The sequence below is a fragment of the Streptomyces toxytricini genome (assembly GCF_014649915.1).
In the GTDB taxonomy this organism is placed as follows: Bacteria; Actinomycetota; Actinomycetes; order Streptomycetales; family Streptomycetaceae; genus Streptomyces; species Streptomyces toxytricini.
Genome location: NZ_BMTY01000005.1, coordinates 324,541 through 349,397, shown reverse-complemented (window position 1 = coordinate 349,397; position 24,857 = coordinate 324,541). Strand labels below are relative to the sequence as shown.

Sequence of the window (24,857 nt, the reverse complement as noted above, 5' to 3'; positions counted from 1 at the left end):
GCGGGACGAGCAAGGGGTGGGTATGGCGTTGCTCCGGGGGGCGGGGCTGTCGCTGCGGCGGTGGGTCGGCAGGGCCGGTGTGCGGTTGGAGAAGGACTTCGGCGATCCTGCCGTCACGCGGGTACGGGAGGCCGCGGAGGCCGGTGACTGGGCCGGGGTGCGCGACGGGCTCGCCGCCCGGCCCGAGAGTGCCGACCGGGCCGGGATGCTGGGGACGGTCTCCGAGGTCGCCGGGGTGGAGGAGTGGATCCACCGGGCGATCGCGGCCGAGCCGGATTCGGCGCTGCCGCTGCTGGTCGCCGGGGCGCGTTACGTGGCCTGGGGCTGGGAGGCCCGGACCGGTGCGCGGGCCCAGCACGTGTCGCGGGCGCAGTTCGAGGTGTTCCACGAGCGGCTGCGCCGCGCCGAAACGTTCCTCTACGAGGCCGCCGAGCGCGAGCCCGACTGGGTCACGCCCTGGCAGGTGCTGCTGACCAGCGGCCGCGGCCTGCAAGTCGGCCCGGTCGTCGCGCAGCGGCGGTTCGAGGCGGCGGTGCGGCGGGACCCGTTCCATCTGCGGACCCACCAGCAGCACTTGCAGCAGGTGTGCAGGAAATGGGGCGGCTCGCATGAGGAGATGCACGCCTTCGCCCGCGCGTCGATGCTGAAGGCGCCCGAGGGCAGCCTGCTCGGGCAGCTCGTCGCGCTCGCGCACATCGAGCACTGGCTGGACCTCGAGGGCGAGGCGTGCGCGCGGTACATGCGGAGTTCCGACGTCGTCGGCTCGCTGCGGGAGGCCGCCGACCGGTCCGTGCTGCACACCGGCTTCGAGCAGGGCTACGGCCGGGTGCAGGTGTGCAACTCCTTCGCCATGGCGTTCGCGCTCACCGGGGACAGGGAGTACGCCCGCCGCTGCTTCGACGCGACCGGCGGCGTCGTCTCCGAGTTCCCCTGGTACTACATCAACGGCGACAACCCCGTGGCGGCCTACCGCAACTACCGGTCCTCCGTGGGCGCCTGACCCAGGCCCTGCCCCGACCTCCTCCCCGGTCCTGCCGCCGCCCCGCGCGGCGCGCCGAACGAAAGATCCCGTACAGGTGTCGCAATCCGCATCCGCCCACACCTTCCAGGTCGACCTGCGCGGCCTGGTCGACCTGCTGTCCCACCACCTCTACTCCAGTCCCCGCGTCTACCTGCGGGAGCTCCTGCAGAACTCCGTGGACGCCATCACCGCCCGCCGGGCCGCCGACCCCGGCGCACCCGCCGCGATCACCGTGCGGACCGGCGCCACGCTCACCATCACCGACACCGGCATCGGCCTGACCGAGGCCGACGTACACCGGTTCCTCGCAACCATCGGCCGCAGCTCCAAGCGCACCGCCGACGGCGGCCTCGACGGGGCCGGGCTCGCCGCCGAGCGCGGGGACTTCATCGGCCAGTTCGGCATCGGCTTGCTCGCCTGCTTCGTCGTCGCCGACGAGATCACCGTGGTCAACCGGCACGCCGCCGACCCGGCCGCGCCCGCGGTCGAGTGGCGCGGCCACTCCGACGGCCGCTACACGATCCGCACCCTCCCGGCCGGCTCCGTCCCGGAGCCCGGCACCACCGTCCGGCTCACCCCGCGCGCCGACAACGCCGAGTGGACGACCCACGCCCGGGTCGTCGAGCTGGCCCGCCACTACGGGCGCCTGCTGCCGCACGAGGTGACCGTCGTGGGCGAGGACGGCGGGCGCACCCGCATCGACGAGGCACCGCCGTGGCAGCGCCGGCACGGCTCGCCGCTCGCCCGCCGCGAGGCGCTGACCTCGTACTGCCGCTCCGTCTTCGACTTCACGCCCCTCGACGCCATCGAGCTCGACCTGCCGGCCGCCGGCCTGCGCGGGGTCGCGTACGTGCTGCCGACGGCGCTCAGCCCGGCCCAGCGCGCCGGGCACCGCGTCCACCTCAAGGGGATGCTGCTCAGCGACCAGGCGTCCGAGCTGCTGCCCGACTGGGCCTTCTTCGTGCGCTGCGTCATCGACACGACGAGCCTGCGGCCGACGGCGTCCCGCGAGGCCCTGTACGAGGACGGCACCCTGGCCGCCGTACGGGACGCTCTGGGCGTCCGCATCCGCGACTGGCTGACGGGCCTCGCCGCGAGCGACCCGGCGCTGCTGCACCGGTTCATCGACGTGCACCACCTGGCGGTCAAGGCGCTCGCCCGCTACGACGACGAGCTGCTGCGGATCGTGCTGCCGTGGCTGCCGTTCGAGACGACCGACGGGAACGTCACCCTGGAGGAGTTCGCGCGGGCGCACGCCACCGTCCTCGTGACGCGCAGCGTGGAGGAGTTCCGCCAGGTCGCCCCGATCGCCTCCGCGGCCGGCCTCGGTGTCGTCAACGGCGGGTACACGTACGACCGCGACCTGGTGCACCGGCTGCCGGAGATCCGGCCCGGGACGGCCGTCACCGATCTGGATCCGGCGACCGTCACCGCGCACCTCGACTCCGTGGACCCGTCCGCCGAGATCCGGGCCGCCGCGTTCCTCTCCGTCGCCCGCGAGACGGTCGCCGCGCACGACTGCGACGTCGTCCTGCGCGACTTCCAGCCGGTCACCGCGCCGGTGCTGCTGCTGGACAACCGGGAGGCCCGCCACGAGCGGACGCGGTCCGGCCTGGCCGCCGACAGCGACGGCCTGTGGGCCGACATCCTCGGCTCGCTGCGCAGCGAGACCCCGCGTGCGCAGCTCGTCCTCAACCACCTCAACCCGCTGGTCCGCCAGGCCGTGACGATCACCGAGCGCGGGCTCGCCGTCGCCGCGGCCGAGTCCCTGCTGGGGCAGGCGCTGCTGCTGAGCCGGCGGCCCCTGAAGGCGAACGAGAGCGCCCTGCTGAACCGGGCGTTCATCAGCCTCCTCACCCATGCCATGCACCCTGGCGGCGCGCAGGCCGCGCCCGGTACCGACGAGCCCCGGAAGGAGCAGTAGATGCTGGACACCCCCGAGGCCGTGTTCGAAGCGCTGCGCGAGAACAACGAGCGCCCCTACGGCCTGCAGCGCACCGTCACCGCTGAGGAGCTGGTCGAGGCCGCCGAGCCGTTCGACAAGCCGGACATCCTGGTCACGGCGCTGATGGAGCTGATGGAGGCGTACGAGCACACCGGTGAGCACCGCAAGTCGCCGGTGGTGTTCGCACGGCTGCTGAAGCTGTGGGAGGACGCGCCGGGCGCCTTCAGCGAGTGGGAGGCGCACCAGGTGCTGTGGCGCTTCAAGTGGGTCACGACGTCGCTGCTGCAGGTGCCCGAGGTGCCGCTGGCGACGGTCGAGGGCTGGATCGGGCGCATGCGGGAGCGGTACGAGGCGGACGGCCACGGCGTGCAGCCGGTGGCGGCGATGCGGTACCAGGTCGCGGCGCACACCGGGGCGGGTACGGATGCGGCGTACGACCTGTGGGCGACCCGGCCGCGCACCCGGCTCAGCGACTGCGAGGCGTGCGAGACGCGCCACCACGCGCTGCACCGGGTACGCGCCGGTGACGACGCGGCGGCGCTGGAGGTGTGGCGTCCGGTCCTGGAGGGCGACTCGTCCTGCTCCGACGAACCGCAGATGAACCAGGCGCAGGCGCTGCTGCCGCTGGTGCGTTCGGGCCGCCTGGACGAGGCGCGTTCGCACCACCTGAGCGGCTACCGGCGGGTCCGAGGCATGTCGGGCATGCAGGACGAGGTCGGGCTGCACCTGGAGTTCTGCGCGCTCACCCGCAACGAGGGCCGCGGCCTGGAGATCCTCGCGGAGAACCGGCCGCTCTTCGAGGCGGTCGGCGCGCCGCTGGCCCGCCTCGGGTTCCTGACCGGCGTGGAGGTGCTCCTCGCCCGGCTCGTCGCGGGCGGGCATGCGGACGCGCCGGTGGCCGGGCCGCCCGGGCGGAGCTGGACGGCGGGGGAGCTGCTGGAGACCGTACGGGCGGAGGGGGATTCCCTGGCCGCCGCGTTCGATGCGCGCAACGGCACGACGGGGGTCGGCGACCGGCGGCGCGCACGGCTTGCGTGTGCGCCCCTGACCGGGGAACCGCTGCCGTTGGGGCTGCGAACGGCCGCTGCGGGGGCGGTGTCCGGCTCCGGGGCCGGCGGGAACGGCGCCTTCGGTGCTCCGGCCGCCCCCGTGATTCCCGAGGACTTCGTCGAGCTGGTGCAGGAGGCGCGGCGGATGGCCGCTCTGGGGCACCCGGGCGACACGCCGCTGTGGCAGCGGATCGCCGCCGTGGCCGGCGAGGACGCGTACGTGCACGACGACCGGCTCGGGCCGGAGGGGCGCCTGCGCGCGGAGCTCGTCGAGCAGCGCGCCTACGAGCTGTTCGGGGACGACCGGGAGACCGAGGCCGTGGCCGCGATGACGGAGGCCGCCGGGCTGTTCGGCGCGGCCGGCCTGGCGTGGGACGCGCTCGTCTGCCGGGCGCGGGCCCTGGCCTGGGGGTCCGTACGGAGGAGCGGGGGCGATTCCGGTTCCGGTGACGGCGCTGCCGGCGGGTCCGATGGTGCTTCCGATGCCGGGGTCGTGGACCGGGCGGGGATCCGCGCCGGCCTCGACGCGGTCCTGCGCGAGGCGGAAGAACTGGCCGCGTCGCCCGGCTCCCCCAGTCTCGCCGCGCCGGCGGACCGGCCGGCGGACGCCGCCCGCGCGGCCGAGGCCGCAGACGTGGCCGAGCAGTACCTGACCGTCGTGTACTTCCGCGTATACGGGGCTTACCACGAGGCCGTGGAGGAGCTGCCGGAGGTCTCCGCGGCTACCCTCGAACGGTTCGAGGAGACCGTCGCGCTCCTGCGCTCCGAGGCGGAACGGCTGGCCGTACCGCACCGGAAGGCGGGCGCGCTGGAGTTCACGGCGGACCTGGCGCTGCGCCGCGGCGAGCCGGAACGGGCGGAAGGCCACCTGCGGGCCGCACTGGAGGAGGTCGAGGCGTCCGGCCGCCCCTGGGCGGGCATCCGCACCCGCTCGATCCTCGCCCAGACGCTGTTCGCGCAGGGGAAGTACGGGGAGGCCGTCGAGCCCCTCCACCAGGTGATCGCGCTCGCCGTACGGCACGGCGCGTCCGACTTCCCGCTGGTCTCCGTCCACGCCATGCTCGGGCACGCCGCCTCGCACGTCGGGGACACCGCCACCGCGGTGCGGCACCTGTCGGAGGCCGCCGCCCGCCACGACCGGAGCGGTGCGCACGACGCGGCGGCCGACATGCGGCTCCAGCTCGCGGACGTCCTCACGCACGCGGGCCGGCCGGAGGAGGCCGTCGCCGTGCTGGAGTCCGTCGACGCGGACGAGTCGGGTGCACTCGACGGGCGGCTGCACGCCCAGGTCCGGCTGACCCTGGGGCGCGGCCTGCGCGCGCTGGAGGAGCACCGGGCTGCGGCGGAGGTGTTCCTGCGGCTGGCGGACACCGTCGCGGACTGGGAGGACGCCCCGGAGGTGCTGACGCTGGTGGCGTCGGAGGCGGCGGTGTCGCTGGCGGCGGCCGACCGCTGGGACGCCGCCCGCGCGGCGTACGCCCGCGCCGTCGACGCGCATGCGAAGGCGGCCAACCCGCCGGTCATCATCCGGATGATGTGCGAGTTCGCCCGGTTGACCCCGCTCGGCGAGCGTCCTGGAACGGAGGATGCGGAGGGACCGGCCGGGCTGGCGGCGGCGCTCGCCCACCTGGCGGAGGCCGACGCCGTGTGTGCGGCGGTGCCGCCGGACACGGACGGCTTCTCCCACGCCTACGAGTCCGGCACCATCCACTACCAGCGGGCCCGCGTCCTCGCCTCGGCCGAGCGCTTCACCGACGCCTTGGCGGAAGCGGAAGCGTCCGTCGCCGCACACGAACGGGACGGCGAGCAGGGCGAAGTGCCCCGGGCCGAATCCGTCCGTGTGGCGGCGGTGATCGAGTACAACGGCCTCGGCCGGGCCTCGGAGGCGATGGCCCGGCTCTCCGCCGCCGCCAAACGCTGCCGTCGACACGGTCTGGACGAAGCCGCGCAGATCCTGGACGCCTTGCGCGTGGACTTCCGCGCCCGCCAGTCCGACCGCTGAGTCGCGGGGGTCGGCCGCCGGACCCGGCGTGCGTCATGGGTCGTCGTGTTCCCGGAGGGTGAAGGCGTCCTCCCAGGACGCCGTCAGTTCGGCGGGGGTGTCGTGCGACCAGTCGGGGGCCGGGTCGGCCAGGACGGCGCGGATACGGCGTGCGGCCGCGCTGTCCGGGCCCTGGACGGCGACGGCCGTCGCCAGGAGCTCCGCGCCGAGGGCCTGTCCGAGGGCGGGGTCGGTGACGGTCCGCCAGAGGCTGTACGTTCGGCGGACCGCGGCCCCGGTGTCGGGGTGGGAGGGGCCCTGCAGGCCGGCGCGCAGGCGGAGCGCGTGCAGGTACCAGCCCACCGCCGCCCGGGTGTCGCCGGCCAGGCTGGCCAGGTAGCCGCGTACCTCGCGGATGTCCGCGAGGGCGGTGGTGGGGGTTCCGGCGGTGGCGGCCCCGTACGCGGTGTCGAGCTGCTCGGCGTGCAGGACGGCCTGGTCCAGGTCACCCTCGGCGGTGAGGGCGGCGATGACGGCGATCCGGGCGGGCACGTCCGGGAGCGCGGTGGGCGCCGGCGGTGGCGCTGCCGCGGGTGCCTCGGGGGCGGGTGCGGGTGCGTTCGACCAGAGGGCCGCGGTTCCCACGCCCCGGGGGAGGAACACGTCACCTTCGCTCACCACTGCACCACCCTGCGGATGCCGGTCACCCGGGTCATGTGGCTCGGCGAGCTCCCCCGCGACACCACACCGATGTGCGAACACCGCGGACAACTGGGCCGGTCTGGCCCGTGGTTGCCGTCACCGCGATCGCATTGCAGGTCGTGACACTATGCCATGTGCGCCCGTCCGGCAGGACCGAAAGCCCGTCCGCCGGCTTCTTCGCGGTGGGCGGTGCAGGGTGCGCGATCCCTGTTCCCGGAATCGGCGCGCCGTGTGCTGCCCGTGACGGCTGCCACCGGTGGAAGCGGCGCTCCACGCTTGCCTGCCTGCCGGAGCCTTCGGAGATCCGCTGCCCGCGGCACCCCGGCCGGCGCCGTTCGCCTGCCCTTTTGCCCTCGCCGACGGTTCCCGGCCCGGGGGGCACCTCCCCGTGTGGCTGCGGCGGGGGCGGTGCCTGAGGTCGGCTTGCGACAGGCGTGTCACAACGTGGTGTGATCGCTTGATCCACGGCTCCGGGGCGGGGTGACAGTTGTCCCCTGTATTGCGCGCAACAGCGCTGGGAGGGGAGTTCGTGTGACCGGGACCTGCGTCATCCTCGACATCGGCGGCGTTCTCGAGTTCACCCCGGAGACGGGGTGGGTGCGGCGGTGGGAGGAGAGGCTGCGGCTGCCGCCGGGCACGGTGGACGAGCGGATGGGCGACGTCTGGCGTGCCGGCAGCGTCGGCGAGATCAGCGAACGGGACGTGCACGAGGAGGCGGCCACGCGCCTCGGCCTCGACGCGCCGGCCGTCGAAGCCTTCATGGCCGACCTGTGGGCCGAGTACCTGGGCACACCGAACGAGGAGCTCATCGCCTACGTCGACGCGCTGCGCGGGAGGTGCCGCCTGGGCATCCTCAGCAACAGCTTCGTCGGCGCCAGGGAGCGGGAGACGGCCCGGTATGGCTTCGATCGGCTGGTGGAGCGGATCGTCTACTCGCACGAGATCGGCATCGGCAAGCCGGACGTGCGCGCCTTCGACACCGCCTGCGCGCAGTTGGACGTGCGGCCGGCGGACTGCCTCTTCGTCGATGACGTGGCGGTGAACGTGGAGGCGGCCCGCGCGGCGGGCATGCAGGACCATCTGTTCGTGGACAACGCCGCCACCATGGCCCGCATCGCGGCCCATGTGGAGCGCGGGCGGGCCGGCGCGTCGGCGGGCGTGCCGTCGGTGTGACGGCGCCGCCCCGGCCCGCGGCTGCGGGAGCACCACCGGCCGCGGTGGCCGTGCGGCCGGTGGGGCGTCACAGAGAGCGGGCGGTGATGTTGCCGTAGGCGGTGGTGGCGTGGATGGCGAGCGCCGGGGCGTCGCCGTCGGTGTTGGCGAGGGCGTTGTGGATGCGGCCGTAGGAGGTGCCGGCGTCGAGGGAGGTGGAGGTTCCGCGGGCGGCGCCGACGGTGATGTCGCCGTGCTCGGTGCGCAGGGTGAGCGGGCCGCGGTGCGCTTCGGTGACGGTCAGGTCGCCCTTCTGCGTGCGGAGTTCGGCCGGTCCGCCGAGGCGGCCGACGGCGATGTCGCCGGCCTGGAGGGTGAGGCGGGCGCCGGCGGCCTCGTCGAGCTTGACGGTGCCGTGGGCGCTGTCGTAGGCGACCTCACCCAGCCGTCCGACGCCGCGGAACTCGGCCGACGCGGTCTTGGCCTCGACGCGCGAGCCGGCCGGAAGCTGGACGGTGACCTCGACGCAGCCGGCGCCGGCCAGGATCCCCTTCTTCTTCGGGGCGGTGATGGTGAGGACGCCGTCGGTGCAGGCGACCGCCGTCTCCTGGGCGGCGGTGACGTCGCGGCTCTTGGAGGCGTCCGCGGGCAGCACCTCGACGGTGGTGTCGGCCCGGTCGGCGGCGATGAAGCGGATGTTGCCCGCGGGGACGTCGAGGACGACGGAGACGGGGGCGGGGGTGGCGAACGTCTGCATGGTGGGTTCTCCCTGGAGTGGTCGGCGGGCCCTTGCGGCCCGTCGTTTCCGATGAGAGAAAAGCTACGTTGCGTTCGAGGAACAGGCAATCAATTCATTGCGAGCTACGACTGTTTTCGCAGCTCAAAGCTCTGAAATCGTTGCACCGAACCAGGAAGTAACGCAACGAACACCCCGCCAAACGTTGCAATGAAAAGGAGTGAACGCTATACTGGAGCCCCGAACCGCAAAGGAGGCCGCCATGCCGGGAGGCAGGCTGACCCAGCAGGAACGCCAGCAGATCGCACTGGGATTGGCCGACGGCCTCGCCTATGCGGAGATCGCCCGGCGCCTCGACCGCCCGACCTCGACCGTCACGCGCGAAGTCATGCGCAACGGCGGCCCCACCTCCTACCGCGCCGACCTGGCGCACCGCGCCACCGAGCAGCGTGCCCAGCGCCGCAAGCAGGCCGTCCCGCGCAGTGCACCGAAGCAGGCGCTGCCCCACGGCCGCGACGCGGAGGAGGTGCGCCGGTACGAGGAGGAGTTCACCACCGTCCTCATGGGCTCGGGCGTCCCGAAGATGATGGCCCGCGTCATGGTGTGCCTGTACACCACGGACGCCGGCAGCCTCACCGCGGCCGAGCTGGTGCAGCGCCTCCAGGTCAGCCCGGCGTCCGTCTCCAAGGCGATCGCGTTCCTTGAGGAGCAGGGCCTCGTACGCCGCGAGCGGGACGAACGCCGCCGCGAGCGCTACATCGTCGACGACGACGTCTGGTACCAGTCGATGCTGGCCAGCGCCCGTTCCACGGCCCAAATCGTCGTGGTCGCCCGCCAGGGCGTCGGCGTCCTCGGCCCCGACACGCCTGCGGCCGCCCGCCTCGAGAACATCGCGCGCTTCGTCGACTTCGTCACCGAGAGCCTCATCCGCGCCGCGGAACAGGCACGCGACATCCTCTACGCGAAGCCCCCCGCCGCCGACCCGGACGACGCCGCGACGCGGTCGTGAGCCCTGTCAGCCCAGCACCCATACGGCCGTCAGGCACACCGCGAGGCTGGTGTTCGCCAAGACGAGGGACAGCCATTCCATGACGCCGATCCGCCACCGTTTGCGGGCCGACAGCCGCCATTCCTGCACCGTTACGACGACGCCGAGCAGCAGCAGCGGCACCCACAGCAACGCCCACCACGACCACACGGAGGTGCAACGGAGCACGGCGGCGACCGCTGCGAAGAGGAGGCCGGGCAAGGTCCATACCGTCCTCTGCCGTTCTCCGGCGTGGCCTGCGTCTAACGGCGCGTCCATGTCTCTCGTACCCTTTCGACTCGCGGGGCGGCGCAACGCCCGCTGGAGGAGGCCTCCCGGCGTCAGGTCGCGAAGGTAACGGAGCCGTCCGGCCTTGCCCAAGGCTTTGCAGCACCCCGCGGCGTGTCGGCCACTGCCGCGGGACGGTTCCGGCGCTGCGGCAGCCGCAGCGGCGCCCCGGTGCTCTTGGCTGATCCCGCCCGTAGTGCCGCGCCGCCCGCGGGGGCGGCCTGGAGCCTCCGGGCCGGACTCAGGCGGTACGGGTCGCGGGGGCGTCCCGCGGGAGGCGGGCGCGCAGGGTGTCGGCGAAGTCCTCCGCACGGGCGAGCTGGATGCGGAGCTTCTCCACCTGTTCGGCAGCGGCCTCCTGGTAGGTGCGTACACGGCCCAGGAGCGCCTCGCGTTCGTCCGCGTCGAGCGCGGCGCCGCCGTCGAGGCGGTCGGTGGCGTCCAGGAGGTCGCGCATCTGGTCGAGGGTGAAGCCGAGCGGCTTCATGCGGCGGATGACCATGAGGCGGGCGACGTCGCCCTCGGTGTAGAGACGGAAGCCGCCCTGCGAGCGGGCGGACGGGGTGACGAGGCCGGTCTCCTCGTAGTGGCGGATGGTGCGCAGGGACAATTCGGTGCGGGTCGCGACCTCGCCGATCTGCATGTGCCGGGCGGTGGTGGCTACGGTGCCGCGGGCGCCGCCGCCGCGGGTGTCGTTGCCGCCGTTGTCGTCCACGCCCGTCGTCCTCCGGTACTTCTGCGCCCCGTCGGCCCGTGCCCGGGGTGGGTGGGTCGGTCGTTGGCGGGCGCCGCCGATCCCTACTCTAACGTTAGGGTAGAGTTGCCGGCGGCCGGGGCGGCCCGACGCCGTCCTGCCGTTGCGTGTCGGGGCCGACGGCGCCCCCGGAGAAGTCCGATTCCGCAGGAGAGCCAGGAGAGCAGCGTGCGCGAGCCCTTGGCGTCCGGCGCCTCCGCGTGCCCGCCGTGACGTTCCGCCGCAGGTCGTGAGCCCGGGCGCGGGCCGCCCGGCACCGTCCGTACCGTCGGGCGCCGCTACCGCCGCTCCCTGCCTGCTCTCTCACCTCCGGTTCCGTTTCGCGGGGCCGCCCGCGGTGTGCCGGCCCGGCCCCCGCCTCCCCCGAGTACGACAGGTCTGCCCTCCTTGTCCCCTGCTGCCGCTGCGGCCCCCGACGTGTCCACCGCCGATCCCGCCGCTGCCACCGCCGTGTCCGCGGGGGCGCGCCTTCGCCGCCTGAAGCCCGACTGGATCTCCGATCCGAAGGTGTGGCGGACCGAGATCCTCGCCGGACTCGTCGTCGGCCTGGCCCTGATACCCGAAGCGATCTCCTTCTCGATCATCGCCGGGGTCGATCCGGCGCTGGGCCTGTTCGCCTCGTTCACCATGGCCGTCACCATCGCCGTCGTCGGCGGACGGCGGGCCATGGTCTCCGCGGCGACCGGCGCCGTCGCCCTCGTGATCGCCCCGCTCAGCCGCGAGCACGGCGTCGGACACCTCGTCGCCGCCGTGATCCTCGCCGGCGTCTTCCAGATGGTGCTGGGCGCGGTCGGCGTGGCGCGGCTGATGCGGTTCATTCCGCGTTCGGTGATGGTCGGCTTCGTCAACTCCCTCTCCATCCTCGTCTTCATGGCGCAGGTGCCGGAGGTGCGGGACGTGCCGTGGGCCGTCTATCCGCTGATCGCGGGCGGTCTGGCGCTGATGGTGTTCTTCCCGCGGATCACGACGGCCGTCCCGGCGCCGCTGGTCTCCATCGCGGCCCTCACCCTGATCACGGTGGCGGCCGGGATCGCCGTACCGACCGTCGGCGACAAGGGCGCGCTGCCGTCGTCGCTGCCCGTGCCGGGGCTGCCGGACGTCCCGTTCACGCTGGAGACGCTGGCGACGGTCGCCCCGTACGCGTTCGCGGTGGCGCTGGTCGGACTGATGGAGTCGCTGATGACGGCCAAGCTGGTCGACGACATCACCGACACCCGCTCGAACAAGACGCGCGAGTCGGTCGGGCAGGGCATCGCGAACATCGTCACCGGCTTCTTCGGCGGCATGGGCGGCTGCGCGGTGATCGGCCAGACGATGATCAACGTGAAGGTGTCCGGTGCCCGCACGCGCCTGTCGACGTTCATGGCCGGTGTGTTCCTGATGGTGCTGTGCATCGTCTTCGGGCCGGTCGTGTCGGAGATCCCCATGGGCGCCCTCGTCGCCGTCATGATCATGGTGTCGGCGGCGACGTTCGACTGGCACTCCATCGCCCCGCGTACGCTCCGGCGGATGCCCGTCGGGGAGACCGTGGTGATGGTGGTGACGGTGGTGGGCGTGGTCGCGACGCACAACCTCGCCGTGGGTGTCGTCACCGGCTGCCTGTGCGCCATGGCCGTCTTCGCCAAGCGCGTCGCCCGGCAGGCCCAGGTCACCTCGGTGACCGACCCGGACGGCGACTGCGTCGTCCACCGCGTGTCCGGCGCGCTGTTCTTCGCCTCGGCGGGGGACCTCGTCGGGCGGTTCGACTACGCGGGCGATCCGGAGCGCGTCGTCATCGACCTGTCGGCCGCACACGTGTGGGACGCGACCTCCGTGGCCGCGCTCGACACGGTGACGGCCAAGTACGCGCAGCGCGGCAAGACCGTCGAGATCATCGGCCTCAACGGGCCCAGCGCGCATCTGCACGGCAGGCTGAGCGGCGAACTCCCCCTGGGGTGACGGGGGCGGCTGAACCCGGGCGCAGCCCGGTCCCGCCCGGCCCGGCCCAGCCCAGCTCAGCCCAGCTCAGCTCAGCTCAGCTGCGGAGGGTGGCGGACGGGCTGCTTCCGTAGCGGCGGCGGTAGGCGGCCGCGAAGCGGCCGGTGTGCGCGAAGCCCCAGCGCGCGGCGACCGCCGACACGGTGGCGCCCGCCGAGGGGTCGGCGGCGACCAGATCGGCGTGCGCCGCTGCCAGGCGTACGTCACGCAGGTACGCCAGCGGGGTCGTACCGGCGTGCCGGGAGAAGGCGTACTGCAGGGCCCGCGGGGTGACGTGGGCGGCGGCGGAGATGTCGGCGAGGGAGATGTCGCGGTCGGCGTTGTCCTCGATGAACGCGATGGCGCGGCGGAGGGTTCCCGTCCCGGCGTCCCGGCCGTCGGCGGGCGCCGGGCCCGGGTCGCCGCCCGGCCGGTGGCCGTCGGGGCCGAGCGTGCTGGGCAGCGTGGCCAGGGCGGTGGCGGCGAGGAGCTGCGCGGCGCTGCCCAGCACCAGTTCGGTCCGCAGCTGCCGGGGCAGCGCGGCGATGTGCGCGAGGTGGGCGAGGGTGCCGGCGAGCTGCCGGCCGGCCTGCTCGCTCAGCGGACGGCGGCCGGTCAGGCGGACGGGCTCGCGGTCCCGGGCGCCGCGGGCGGCGACCCGCGGGAGGAGGGCCGGGTCGAAGAGCACCGCGGTCTGGCGTACGGAGTGCAGGGATCCGCGGTAGGGGCGGTCCGGGGTGGCGTGGAGGAAGGTGTCGCCGGGCCCGAAGGTGGCGGCGGGGCCGGTGCCGTCCGCGTCCACGGACACGGTTCCGGAGCGGACCGTTGCCACGCAGACCCGGCCGAGGGGCTGCGCCGCGTACCCCATGGCGAAGCCGATCTCGAACTCGTTCACGCTGAAACCGGGCGTGGTCCGGCGCGTCAACCGGGTGTCGGTCGGGCCGTCGCCGTCCGCGGTGGAGATCCGTACGTCCGCGTAGGTGCCGGAGAGGAAGGCCTCGGTCTCGTCCAGGTCCCTGCTGTGGAACACCAGTGGCTCCATCGGCTTCTCCACCCGTTCGCCGAACGGCCCGCGGTGAGGCGCGGGCCGACCCCGATCGTCCTTGCCCGTCGGACCCTACGCCCGCCGGCGCATGCCGGGGGCACAGTCGCGGGACACGGGCGCGCCGACGGGCGGCAACGGCACCGCAACTCGCCCGGCTTGCCGCCCCAGGAGCGCCGGAAGCTGCTGCCGGGGCGTGGCCTGCGGCGGGGGGGGCGGACAGCGCGGGTGCGTGCATGCCGCCGGCGGGCGAATTGCCCCGCCACGGGGGTGGTGGCGGTCAGGCAGGCGTCGACGGCCTCGCCGTCGAGGACCAGCTTCGGCGCCTGCTGCCCGGGCGAGGTCCCAGGCGTGGACGAGCGGCTCGATGACGGCCGTGGCCGGCACCCGTTCGGCCGTCACGTCACCGTGGTGCGAAGCCAGGCGACGGATGGGGTCGGTGCTGGTCAGCAGATCGCGCATGGAACGACGGGCGGCGGTCCACGCAGCGGCCGGCTGCCCGACGACCGCCTCGGCCGGATCCCGAAGCGGCTCACGCGGCCCCCGACCCGACAGGCCCCACCCTCCGGATCGACGACCGCTCCGTCCCACCCGGCCGCACCCTGGTTTTCACCAAGCCGCACGGGTCGGCGAGAGCCCTGGTCGGGGTCGGGGCATACCCGATGCGAAGGTGCCGCCCTGCGAACGGGACTACGGCCGCCCCGACGCCGGCAACGGAGCCGGGGTGCGAGGACGCCCCGGGCCCGCCGATACGAACTCCTCGGCCAGGGCCGGCAGGGCGGCGGTCCATGCCCGCCAGTCTTCGCCGTCCTGCGAGGCGGCCAGGGCTGCTGGAACTTCCACCTGGGACTGGGACCGGTTGGAGGCCACGACGCTCCCGAAGGGCAAGAGTGCTGGGGTCGCCGGCGGGCCCGGCCGTCTTCCGTCGTCCATCCGGGCGTCGGGCCGCCGTCATGTGATCGTACGGCTTCCCTTTGCGCCGCCTGCTCCGGGCTCCCGATTCGGGGTGAGGGGGGAGGGCCCTGGTGGGGTGGGGGTCCTCCCCCCTCGGTCTCGGGGGTTACTTGAAGGTGACGTCCGAGCAGGAGTAGAAGGCCTCCTCGCTCTGGAAGGAGCCGTCGGGCTTCTTCAGGCCGTGCCAGATCGTGTAGATCAGGTGCTTGCCCTTCTTCTGCGGGAGCACCGCCTTGAACGTGAACGCCTTGGATCCGAGGTAGCCGGACGGGGCCGCCGTCGCCGCCGTGTTGTCGGCGCTGAGGAACGGGGTGTCCTCCAGGTCGGACCACTTGAGCGGCTTCTTCGGGTCGTAGCCGTCCTTCGTGACGTACATCTCCATGCGGTACGGGTTGTGCAGGGCGCTGATGTCGTAGCGCAGGTCGTACTCCGCGCCGCCGGGCAGGGTCGTCGAGGGGAAGTCGTCGCGGGGCAGGTCCAGGCCGGAGAACTGGGCGTTGCCGGCGCTGCACAGCTTGCCGTCGGGGATGCGGGCGCGGTGCTGCGGCGAGGAGGTGGGGGTGCTGTGGTCGATGGCCCGGCCCTGGACGATCGACTTCCAGTCGCCGGGGATTCCGGGGCTCGCGGCGAGGGCGAGGCGGCAGGCTTCGGTGGCGGTGCGGTTCTTCGTGCAGGCCACGCTGCGGCTGACGGGGTCGGAGGTCGCGCCGTGCGCCGCGGCGGGGCCGGTGCCGAGGGTGGTGACGGCCAGGGGGAGGACGGCGAGGGCGGTGAGGCGCAGGGCCGCGGTGCGGCGGCGGGGCGTCCGGACGGCTTCGGTGGGGGCGGGGGAGGTCGTCGCCTGCGGGGCGGTGCTCATGCGGGGTGCTCCTGGTGGTGTGCCTGGGGTGGGTGGGGCGGGCGCGGGGCCGCGGGGGTCAGCCGCCGGTCTTGACGGTCAGTTCGCGGGAGAAGGCGCCCCACGTGCCGTCGCCGAGCCGCGCCCGGATCTTCACCGTGTACGTGGTGCCGGGGTGGGAGCCGACGAGTACTTCGCGGGTGCCCTTCGTGGTCGGCACGGGCAGTACGGGGGTGGCGGTGCCCCACATGAAGGTCTGGGCCGGCTTGCCGTTCAGGTAGACCTGGTAGGTGGTGATCTGGCCGAGGTTCTGGGGGACGGACCAGGCAAGGTTGAGGTAGTGCTGGGTGACGGGGCCGTCCTGCTTGGTGGAGGTGGTGGCGGTGAAGTCGCCGGGTGCGCCCGCGCCGGTGCCCGTTCCCGTGCCGCCGCCGCCCGTGCCGCCGCCGGGCGCCGGCGCCGTCGTCACGCCGGCCTCGCGGGTCGGCTCGGACTCCTTGCCGGAGGCGTCGACGGCGGTGACCTTGAAGCGGTAGGCGGTGCTCGGGGTGAGGCCGGAGACGGTTGCGGAGTCGGTCTTGGCGTCGGCTTCCTGGACGCGCGTGCCGTCGCGGTAGATGCGGTAGCCGGTGACGGCGACGTCGTCGGTGGCGGGGTGCCAGCGCAGGGAGGCCTGGTAGGGGCCGGAGGCGGTGGCTTCGAGGTCGGCGGGGATGACCGGCTTCGCGGCGTCCTGGCCGGGTGCGGCGTGTGTGGTGAGGACGATGTCCTTGCTGAAGCCGGAGGTGCTGCCGTCGGCGCGGAGGGTGCGGACCTTGAACGTGTAGCGGGTGCCGGCGGCGAGCTTCTCGACGTCGGTCATCGTGCCCGTGACGGTCTTGAGCTGCTTGCCGTTCTGGAAGACCTCGTAGCGGTCGGTGTCGGCGGCGCCTGCGGGGGGCTTCCACATCAGGTGGACGGCGGTGTGGTCCTTGACGAAGGAGCCGCTGTCGGCGGGGACCTTCGCCTCGGTGCCGGTGCCGCTGCCGCTGCCGGGGCCGGTGGCCTTGCAGCCGCTGACCTTGGGGACGGCCTTGCCGGCGGGGTTGATCCCGACCTTGACGGCCCGGGTGGCGCCGGCGGCGATGTCGGCCCGGTCGGCTATGGGCTTGACGGTGACGCGCTTGCCGTCCTGGCGGAGTTCGTACGCCCACGGGTTGTCGATGGTGGCCTGGCCCTGCGACAGCTCGAACTGGGCGGTCCAGTCCCGTACGGGCCGGTCCCCCTTGTTGGCGACGGAGACCTCGGCGGACGCCCACCACGCGGTGGACTGCTCCGTGATGCGGCAGGCGGCGCCGAGCCCGCCGTCCTCTCCGGCGTTGGCTGCGACGGGGACGGCGACGGAGGCCGCTCCGACGACCACGGCCGCGCAGGCCAGGGCAATTCGCTTACGGGACATCAGGAACCTCTTGGTGAACAGGCGATCCGCCGGGAGACGGCGGCGGCATCGGATGTGCCTCGGTCAACGCCAGTGACCCTAAGCGCGAATTCGTCCGCTTCCGGGCTCCGGAGGGGATGTGGAGGCGCTGTTATCCGTCCCTTAAGGTCCGGCTAGGGCGCCCTTGAAGTGCGGGCCGGAATCCGGTCGGGTGGCCGTCCGGAACCCTGCGGAGGAGCCGGCCGAGGATTCCGCTTCTGTACGCCGCCTGCGGCGGGGGCGGTCTGCCCGCCCGACCGGGAGCCCGGGGACGCGCGAGGGCCGCCACCCCGGCGGGTGGCGGCCCTCGACTGCGGTCGGACCGTCGGATGCCGTGCTCGGCGGGCGCCCCGCCCAGGCACTGGGTGCGCAGGCGTCGGCCCGGACCGGCGGCGGACGTTCAGCCCGCGGCGGTGGGCCGCAGGCGGACGCGGGCCGTGTCGGGGACGGCGCGGCCGGCGTCCAGGTCCGCCGGGTCGAGGGGCCGGAAGGCGTCCTCGTCGGGCAGGCGGTACTCCCACTCCAGGGAGCGGGTCACGACGCCCGTCACCGGGTGGTCGCGGTAGTGGCGGGACCAGTCGCGCCAGGACCAGGTGCGGTCCGGGGCGTCGGCGAGGGCGGCGAGGCGGGTCCGTTCCGCTCCGAGGGTCTTGGCGATGTCCTGGGCGCAGCGCCGCACCAGGGTGATGCTGTCGGTCCGCATCGGGGTCTTGTAGCCGTACGGGGTGCGGAAGGGGGCCGTGGTGCGGGTGGTGCGGCCGTTGTCGTCGGACCAGTCGACGGTGACCGTTCCGGTGTCGTGGAGGGTGATGACGGCGTCGACCGCTGCGTTCCACCACAGCGCGCCGCGGCCGATCCAGCCGACGGTCAGCGTGCCGTCCGGTTCCAGGCCGTGGCGGGGCACGGTGCGTTCGGCGAACTCGTGCGCGGGGACGCCGAGGCGGGCGGCGGCCCGTTTCACGGACTTCACGAGGACCCTCTGCGGGTGGATCGAGGGGGTGATCCGCTGGTGCAGGTCCCACAGTTCCTCCATGGCGGCGCTGCCGGGCAGGTCGCCGAGGGCGGTGAACGCGGCGCCCGCGATCTCGTGGTCCACGCGGTGGTAGGTGTCCATGGCCTGGGAGTTCTTGCGGGCGACGAGGGCCAGGTCGGCGCTCAGGCCGTCGGTGTCGGCGCTCAGCCGGCCGGCGGCGAGGAGGAAGCCGATCGCGAGCGGACGGGCCGGGGAGGGGGGCTTGACCTGCCCGAGCTCGCGGATGACGTGCTCCGGATCGGCCTGGTCGTGGAAGGAGCCGCCCGCGGCGAGTTCGTGTACCGCACGGCGGACGAGCGCGTCGGCGCCGTCGGCCTTGAGCAGCGCGTTGGTGCGGCGCTTCCAGGGGGTGTCGACCTTGTAGCGCCAGTCCCAGAACGTGTCGGAGTCGGCGAGGTGCAGGACGAGTTCGGCCAGGTGCGGCGGCAGGCCGGTCAGGTGCGGGTGGATGCGGGTGCTCCACCCGTTGCCGGGATCGAACACGCGGGCCAGTGGATCGCTCATGCCTTCGATCATGCCGGAGGGCACTGACGGCGACCCACGGCCCGCGGCAGCGGCCGGCTCAGGGACGGGTGAGGGGCCGCCGGGTCTCGGCGCGGACGTCGAGGGTCAGGCGGGCGAAGCCGGCCAGGTCGACCGCGTCGGGGGCGCGGCCGGAGACGTCCGGGAGGACCCAGCCGACGACCGCGGCGGTGTTCCCGTCGCCCCACGCGCACATGGGGACGGTCGACTTGGCGCCTGCGCCGGTGAGCGTCAGGACCTGGCAGCTGACGGCGACCTCGGAGCCGGCCGGCCGGAAGACCTTCGGCGGGCCGGCTTCGGCGGCGCTCTCGGAGGTGCGGGCGCCGCGCAGGATCGAGTCGCGGACCGACTCGGGGTGCTTGAACTGCCCGTACATCCCGGAGAACGAGAGCACTGCGGTGTCCTTGGTGCCGGAGCCGCTGTAGTGGCCGACGGCGGGCCGGGGGTCCCGGATGGTCGGGTCGCGCCGGACGTCCTCGCCGGTCAGCTCCTCCTTCATCGCCGCCGATTCGTCGTCGGTGAGCGTGTACCGGCCGCCGAGCAGGTGCTGCGGGAGCGTCAGCATGTGCTCGGCCGGAGGGAACGCGCTGGTGGAGAGGGTGCCGAGGACCTTCTGGGCGGGGACGGCGAGGACGCCGAGAAGGACGAGGACGCCGGCCGCTATCGCGAGGGTGCGGCCGGTGCCGCCGCGGCGGGGCGGCGCCCCCGGCGGGAGCGGCGGCATGGCCGGCACCGGCGGGACGGCCGGTGCCGCGGGCGGGAAGGCCCAGGCCTGCTGCGGGGGCGGACCGGGCGGCGGCCCGAAACCGGAAGCGGGGGGAGGCTGCTGCCCGCCGAGGGGGTGGGGCGGTCCGGACGGCGGGGGTGTGCTCATGCCAGGCAACCTACCGGACCGAACCGGAATCCGGTTCTGGCCCCGTCGCGGGCGTGCACGCATGCCGGAGGCCGGGCCCCTTGGGCTCCGGCCTCCGGTGTGGGTGCTGGTCAGGCGACCGGCTCGGGTTCGGGGGCAGTCGTACGGGGCTTCGGGGCGGGCCGCATGACGAGGGTGGCCAGGAGGGCCGCGGCCAGGACGCCCGCCGCGCTGATGGTGAAGGTCGTCGCCATCGCGGAGGTGAACGCCTCGCGGGCGGCGTGGACCAGGCCGGGCTCGCCCTGGGCGGCGGCCAGTGCGCCGACGATCGACTCCTTGGCCTGGTCGGGGGCCCCGGCCGGCATCCGGTCGGCGTAGCCGCTGGTCAGGAGCGAGCCGAGGATCGCGATGCCGAGGGCGGTGCCCGCCTGCTGGATGGTGTCGTTGAGGGCGGAGCCGACGCCGGCCTGCTCCTCGGGGATGGTGCCCATCAGGGCGCCGACCGCGGCCGGCATGGCCAGGCCGGCGCCGAGGCCGAGGAGGCCGAGGGCCACCGCGGGAACGGTGAAGCCGCTGTCGGCGGAGACGGTCGTCAGCAGGGCGAACGCCGCGGCCATCACGAGCATGCCGGCCAGGATCAGCGCGCGGTGCCCGGCCTTGGCGGCGAGGGCGGCGCCGGCGCCGTTGCCGACGAGGGCGGCCACGGCCAGCGGCACGAAGGCGAGGCCGGCCTTGAGGGGGGAGTAGCCGAGGACGAACTGGAGGTACTGGGTGAGGACCAGGAGCAGGCCGCCGTTGCCGATCTGCACGAGCGTCAGGGAGAGGGAGCCGCCGCTGAAGTTGCGGTGCCTGAAGAGGGCCAGCGGGACCATCGGGGCTTCGGTGGTGTTCTCCCAGACGACGAAGCCGACCAGGGCGGCGACGGCCACGCCGAGGGTGACGGCGGAGCGGCCGCCGAACGCGCCGTGCTGCGGGATCTCGATGATCCACCACACGAGGGCGGTCATGCCGGCGGCGGAGAGGACGGCGCCCAGCGGGTCCGGCTTGCGCCAGGCCCCCTTCGACTCGGGCATCAGGGTGAGGGCGGCGGCGATGGCGAGGACGGCGACCGGCACGTTGATCAGGAAGATCGAGTGCCAGGAGAAGTGGTCGATCAGGACGCCGCCGAGGACGGGGCTCCCGACGAGGCCGAGCATCGAGACGGACCCCCAGGCGGCCATGGCCTTGGGCCGCTCGTCCTCGTCGAAGACGGTGATGAGTATCGAGAGGGTGGACGGCATGATCAGCGCGCCGCCGACGCCCATCGCGGTGCGCACGGCGATGACCTGCCCGGGGTCGGTGCAGAACGTCGCGGCGAGCGAGGCGGCGCCGAAGAGCAGCAGGCCGATCAGCATGATGCGGCGGCGGCCGAATCTGTCGCCGAGGCTGCCCGAGGTCAGCAGCAGGCCGGCGAAGACCAGGATGTAGGAGTCGAGGATCCACTGGGTGTCCTGGGCGCTCGCGCCGAGGTCGGCGGTCATGGACGGGACCGCGACGGTCAGGGCCATGGAGTCGACCACGAGGACCAGCGAGCTGAGGCACAGCACGATCAGGATCCACCAGCGGCGTGGATTGCGGTCTGCCATGGATTTCCCCTCCGGTGGGAGCAGTTGGTGGGCGGAGCGGCCATCTGCGTACACCGTTCCGTCGATGCGCACACTGTACGCACGGCGGAACGGTGTACGCAACTGCGCCTCCTGTACGCTGGTGCGCACGGTGTACGCAGCGAGGCGCGCGGCACCGGTCCGCGTTCGAGGAGCCAGGAGTGACGCCATGGCAGGCAAGAGCAACCCCGTCCCGTCCGTGTGGGCCCGCGCACCGCGCGGGGCGGCCGAACAGCCCGCGCTCAGCCGGTTGGCGATCGTCCGCGAGGCCGTGGCGGTGCTCGACGCGGAGGGCGTCGAGGCGCTGAGCATGCGGAAGCTGGGCGCCCGCCTCGGCGCCGGCGCGACGTCCCTGTACCGGCACGTCGCCACCAAGGACGAGTTGATGGAGCTCGCGGTGGACGAGGTGTTCGGCGAGATCCGCGTCCCCGCGGGCGAGGAGGGGGACGGGGACTGGCGGACCGCCGCCACCCAGGCGGCCGCGTCCTTCCGCCACACCGTGCTGCGGCACCCGTGGCTGGCCTCGGTGCTCGGCCAGGCCGGGCTCGCCTATCTGGGGCCGAACCTCATGGGGTCCTCCGAGCGGCTCGCGGCGCTGTTCACGGGGGCCGGGTTCCCCGAGCCGAGCCGGGCCATCGAGACCCTCCTCGGCTACGTCATCGGGATGAGCTCGACGGAGGCGGCCTGGCTGACGGCGGTGGCCCGGTCCGGGGAGAGCGAGGCGGAGTTCATCGCCCGCCTGATCCCGGCGGCCGCCGAGGCGGCGGCAGGCCACGCCCACCTGCACGAGGAGTACGAGGCCGTGCAGGCGGCCCACACCGGCGGGGGCGGCGCCGGGCAGGCGGGTACGGGCGCCCGGGACGGGTCCCCCGCGGCCGCCGCCGGCGCCGATCCCGCCGCGCTGCGGGACGCGAAGTTCGCGTACGGGCTGGAGGTCGTCCTCGACGGCCTGGCACTGCGGCTCCCCGGGTAGGCGTCCCTCCGGCGCGGGTCGCCGACCTGGGGTGGGGCGACGATGTCGGCGGCGGCCGCAGCCTTCTCCGACCGACGCGTGCGCGCGGCATCTCGGCTGTCAAGCCGCGGGATGCCGTGCCGTGACGCGCCGCGCCTGACGGGGCGCAATGGAGTCGTACCGGCGGGCGGCGGGAGGACCGTCCTCGCTGCGGCCCCGGCACTCCTCGGAGGAGCAGTTCGCATGATCACCAGAAGTCGACGCCTCACCGTCCTTTCGGACTCAGTGGCCGGCATCCTGAACCGGAGCGGCCCGGCAGCGGAGGCCGAAGGGGCGGCCGACCGGCCGTGGGGCGGCGCCGTGCCAAGGCGCGTGTGGTGGCTGTGGGCGGGCGCGGTGGCCGGCCTGGCTCTGGCGGCGGTGATCCTGGTGGTCTGGGGGTTCTCCGCCGAACCCGGATTCGCAGGCGGTGGAGGAGGGGGCTTGAAGCCGACGGCCCACCAGGAGCAGGGTCCGCTCACGCCCACTGATGACTTCCACGCGTCCGATGTGGTGGTCGACTGGGTGAACGTGTCCATGGCTGCCGTTTCGGCCGCGGGCGGAATGATGAGCGGACTCGTCGCGGTGTGCACCGCCCGGCGCAGCATGTCGTCGGTCGCGGAGGGGCCGCCCGCGCTTCCCGACGCGCCGTCCCCTTCCATCGGGTCGGCGCCCGCCTCCTCGGATCCGCCCGCGACCTCCGGCCGGCTCCCGACCGCGCCGTGCCGGCGCGAGCGGTCCTCGCCTCGGCTGTGTCGGCACGGCAGGTATCGGCCCTCCCACCGGTGGCAGGGAGGGTGCTGCGGGTGATCGCTTATGGTGCCGGGGCGGCCGTGTGCCGTGCCGGGGCCGGTGATCGCGGTGTCCTGGGCGAGGCGAGTGAAAGGGGCTTCGGCCGTGTCGGAGATATCGGAGCCGGGCCGGGCGGCGGACGCCGCGCGGGAGCGGCCGGAGGGCCGCGACCCGTGGGCACCCCCCGGGTCGGCGGGCGACCCGTGGGCGCCCCCCGGGCAGGCGGCCGGGCCACAGGGGCACCCCGGCGGGCCACAGCCGCATTCCGGGGCCCCGCCGCTCGGGGGCGGGGAGCCGTACCGCGGGGCCGCGCAGGGTGGGCCGTATGCGCATCCTGCCGCGGCCTGGGGGTGGCCGGTACAGCCGGAGCCGCCGCGGCGGGTGGCCGCGCCGGCCGGGACGCGGTACCACGAGCAGTCCCGCAACGGACGCCAGCGCCTGTGGCACCGCCTCGGCGAATTCGCGGTCGTGACCGGGCTGTTCATGGTCGCGATGGTGCTGCTCGTCGGGATCGGGATGGCGGTCGGCCAGGCGCTCGGCTTCGGCCCGGCCCCCGAGGACGGCAGCGACCGGCTGCTGGCCGACCCGCTCGCAGACCAGGCGCTCGCGCTCACCGGCCTGGCGATCGGCATCCCCGTGGTGCTGCTGGCCGTGCTGTGGTGCGGGATGCGGCCGCCGGGGACGGTCTTGTCGGTGGTCGGGCGGATGCGGTGGCGGTGGCTCGGGCTGTGCGCGGCCGTGGCGTTCCCGGTCATGGCCGTGCAGATGGGCGTCCTCGTGCTGTGGGAGTGGCTGGAGGCCGGGGACGAGGTCTTCGAAGGCGACGTCCCCGGGATGACGCGGCTGCTGGTGGGGCTGGCGTTGTTCGCGGCGCTGGTGCCGTTCCAGGCCGCGGCCGAGGAGTTCGTCTTCCGCGGCTGGCTCGTCCAGTTCTTCGGCGGCTTCCTGCGCTCCCCCTGGCCCGGGCTGTGCGTGGCGTCCGTGCTGTTCGCCCTGGCGCACGGGTTCGGCGGGTGGAGCGGCTTCTTCCTGCTGCTGTACTCGGCGCTGTGGTGGGGGTGGCTCGTCCTGCGGACCGGCGGCCTGGAGGCCGTGATCGCCATGCACACGGCGAACAACGTCCTGTCGTTCGGACTCGCGCTCGCCCTCGGGCAGTTGGCGGACTCCGGGACGGCCGCGGACGCGCCGTGGCAGGCGCTGGTCGTGGAGCTGGTGAGCGCGCCGGTGTTCTGCCTGGTCGTCGACCGGATGGCGCGGGCCCGCGGCATCGCCTCGCGCCGGCCCGCGGATCCGGCCGGGGCACCGCTGGAGGTGCCGCCCGGGCCGCAGCCGTCGGGCCTGCCGGGCCCCGGCACCGGCACCGGCCTTCCCGCCTGAGCGGGTGCCGGAGTGCGCCCCGGCGGGTGTTCGGCGTGCGGGGCGGAGGGGCGGGGGCCGCGCCAACGGCCCCCGCCGGTGCGTGGATCCGGACCGTCGGCTCCCGCGGGAGGGGCGCGAATCTTCACGGATGCGCCCCCGAGGGCAGTATGCGCGACAGGGGGTGTTGTTCAGTGCGGTCTCTTCTTCGTGAACGCCGCCGCGCCCGCAGGGTGGCCATGAGCTGCGAGGACGCATCGGCAGGCGCATAGTTCACGGACGGACGGCCCGGGCGGTGCCATGTTCACCTGGTCGGGCATCAGCGGATACTGCGGACCATAGGGGCATTTTTCGGGCCGGTGCCGGGGAGGGCGGCGGTCGGGCATGGTGGGTGGGCGCCCGTCGGCTTCCGGCCGTCGAGCGGCCGCCCGCAGCGCCAACTGCGGGCTCGCGCAGGCGCTTCGCACCTCGATCCGGACCGTTGCTTCGATCGGAGGATTCCGTGATGGGAATGTCCGTGGCTTCCGTTGGGTGGGTTCCGGGGCTGGGCGTACGCCCCTCCCCCGTGCGCGTGAAGGTGGTCGTCGTCGTGGTGGTGGCCGTGGCCACCGCCGTCCTGGCCGTGCTCGGCCAGGACCCGGGAACGTCCCTCGCGGTGATCGTGATGGTCACCACGACGGGCCTGGAGCTGGCCCGCCGCATCTCCGGCGGCGACGGCGGCGACGCGGACGGTGCCGGTCCCGTCGTCCCGCCGGCCGGCCGGTAG

General features: G+C 74.1%; 19 protein-coding genes. 9 read left to right on the top strand and 10 right to left on the bottom strand.

The features are described 5' to 3' along the window. Nucleotides 1–22 precede the first annotated feature (22 nt). The 3 genes from IE170_RS08870 to IE170_RS08860 all read left to right on the top strand — a co-directional run bounded on the left by IE170_RS08870 (nt 23) and on the right by IE170_RS08860 (nt 6,017). Nucleotides 23–1,000 (top strand): hypothetical protein, encoded by a 978-nt coding sequence (locus IE170_RS08870; protein ID WP_223855668.1) that lies wholly within the window; start codon nt 23–25, stop codon nt 998–1,000. 76 nt (nt 1,001–1,076) lie between these two features. Then, nucleotides 1,077–2,945 carry an HSP90 family protein gene (locus IE170_RS08865; RefSeq protein WP_189808740.1) on the top strand — a complete coding sequence of 623 codons (1,869 nt, stop codon included), beginning with the start codon at nt 1,077–1,079 and terminating at the stop codon, nt 2,943–2,945. Continuing rightward, entirely contained in the window at nt 2,946–6,017 is a 3,072-nt protein-coding gene (locus IE170_RS08860) for a hypothetical protein (protein ID WP_189808739.1), read from the top strand. It begins immediately after the preceding gene. Between the two features lie 33 nt (nt 6,018–6,050). Here IE170_RS08860 and IE170_RS08855 read toward each other — a convergent pair whose 3' ends face one another. Next, on the bottom strand, nt 6,051–6,674 hold the full coding sequence (locus tag IE170_RS08855; protein ID WP_189808738.1) for a hypothetical protein: 624 nt from the start codon (nt 6,672–6,674) through the stop codon (nt 6,051–6,053). A 555-nt stretch (nt 6,675–7,229) separates the two neighbouring features. Here IE170_RS08855 and IE170_RS08850 point away from each other — a divergent pair. Then, entirely contained in the window at nt 7,230–7,871 is a 642-nt protein-coding gene (locus tag IE170_RS08850; RefSeq protein ID WP_189808737.1) for an HAD family hydrolase, read from the top strand. A gap of 67 nt (nt 7,872–7,938) precedes the next feature. Here IE170_RS08850 and IE170_RS08845 read toward each other — a convergent pair whose 3' ends face one another. Next, nucleotides 7,939–8,607: a DUF4097 family beta strand repeat-containing protein gene (locus IE170_RS08845; protein ID WP_189808736.1), complete on the bottom strand. Its 669-nt coding sequence runs from the start codon at nt 8,605–8,607 to the stop codon at nt 7,939–7,941. A 241-nt stretch (nt 8,608–8,848) separates the two neighbouring features. Between IE170_RS08845 and IE170_RS08840 the strand changes: the two genes are divergently transcribed. Further along, complete coding sequence (locus tag IE170_RS08840; RefSeq protein ID WP_189808735.1) at nt 8,849–9,595, top strand: helix-turn-helix domain-containing protein; 747 nt, start codon at nt 8,849–8,851, stop codon at nt 9,593–9,595. Between the two features lie 6 nt (nt 9,596–9,601). Here IE170_RS08840 and IE170_RS08835 read toward each other — a convergent pair whose 3' ends face one another. Together IE170_RS08835 and IE170_RS08830 are read right to left on the bottom strand one after the other, a co-directional pair. After that, complete coding sequence (locus IE170_RS08835) at nt 9,602–9,835, bottom strand: hypothetical protein (protein ID WP_189808734.1); 234 nt, start codon at nt 9,833–9,835, stop codon at nt 9,602–9,604. Between the two features lie 307 nt (nt 9,836–10,142). Continuing rightward, the gene (locus IE170_RS08830) at nt 10,143–10,544 is read right to left on the bottom strand and encodes a MerR family transcriptional regulator (protein WP_189808784.1); all 402 of its coding nucleotides are present in this window, start codon (nt 10,542–10,544) and stop codon (nt 10,143–10,145) included. Nucleotides 10,545–11,105: 561 nt separating this feature from the next. On the opposite strand from IE170_RS08830, the gene IE170_RS08825 reads away from it, so the two are divergent. Continuing rightward, the gene (locus IE170_RS08825) at nt 11,106–12,593 is read left to right on the top strand and encodes a SulP family inorganic anion transporter (protein ID WP_189808783.1); all 1,488 of its coding nucleotides are present in this window, start codon (nt 11,106–11,108) and stop codon (nt 12,591–12,593) included. Between the two features lie 76 nt (nt 12,594–12,669). Here the strand turns inward: IE170_RS08825 and IE170_RS08820 are convergent, their stop codons facing one another. From IE170_RS08820 to IE170_RS08795, 6 genes are all read right to left on the bottom strand, one after another. Beyond that, nucleotides 12,670–13,641, bottom strand: coding sequence for a helix-turn-helix transcriptional regulator (locus IE170_RS08820; protein ID WP_229884650.1), 972 nt, complete (start codon nt 13,639–13,641; stop codon nt 12,670–12,672). Between the two features lie 1,072 nt (nt 13,642–14,713). Then, entirely contained in the window at nt 14,714–15,466 is a 753-nt protein-coding gene (locus IE170_RS08815; protein WP_189808732.1) for a lytic polysaccharide monooxygenase auxiliary activity family 9 protein, read from the bottom strand. Between the two features lie 58 nt (nt 15,467–15,524). Next, nucleotides 15,525–16,883, bottom strand: a complete 1,359-nt coding sequence (locus tag IE170_RS08810; RefSeq protein WP_189808731.1) for a fibronectin type III domain-containing protein — start codon at nt 16,881–16,883, stop codon at nt 15,525–15,527. A 418-nt stretch (nt 16,884–17,301) separates the two neighbouring features. Continuing rightward, nucleotides 17,302–18,438, bottom strand: a complete 1,137-nt coding sequence (locus tag IE170_RS08805; RefSeq protein ID WP_189808730.1) for a DUF4132 domain-containing protein — start codon at nt 18,436–18,438, stop codon at nt 17,302–17,304. Between the two features lie 58 nt (nt 18,439–18,496). Beyond that, nucleotides 18,497–19,330 (bottom strand): hypothetical protein, encoded by an 834-nt coding sequence (locus IE170_RS08800; RefSeq protein WP_189808729.1) that lies wholly within the window; start codon nt 19,328–19,330, stop codon nt 18,497–18,499. Nucleotides 19,331–19,440: 110 nt separating this feature from the next. Continuing rightward, the gene (locus IE170_RS08795) at nt 19,441–20,934 is read right to left on the bottom strand and encodes an MFS transporter (protein WP_189808728.1); all 1,494 of its coding nucleotides are present in this window, start codon (nt 20,932–20,934) and stop codon (nt 19,441–19,443) included. A gap of 187 nt (nt 20,935–21,121) precedes the next feature. Between IE170_RS08795 and IE170_RS08790 the strand changes: the two genes are divergently transcribed. The 3 genes from IE170_RS08790 to IE170_RS08780 all read left to right on the top strand — a co-directional run bounded on the left by IE170_RS08790 (nt 21,122) and on the right by IE170_RS08780 (nt 24,857). After that, nucleotides 21,122–21,925, top strand: coding sequence for a TetR/AcrR family transcriptional regulator (locus IE170_RS08790; RefSeq protein WP_189808727.1), 804 nt, complete (start codon nt 21,122–21,124; stop codon nt 21,923–21,925). Nucleotides 21,926–23,116: 1,191 nt separating this feature from the next. Then, nucleotides 23,117–24,112, top strand: a complete 996-nt coding sequence (locus IE170_RS08785; protein ID WP_189808726.1) for a CPBP family intramembrane glutamic endopeptidase — start codon at nt 23,117–23,119, stop codon at nt 24,110–24,112. 496 nt (nt 24,113–24,608) lie between these two features. Beyond that, the gene (locus IE170_RS08780) at nt 24,609–24,857 is read left to right on the top strand and encodes a hypothetical protein (RefSeq protein ID WP_189808725.1); all 249 of its coding nucleotides are present in this window, start codon (nt 24,609–24,611) and stop codon (nt 24,855–24,857) included.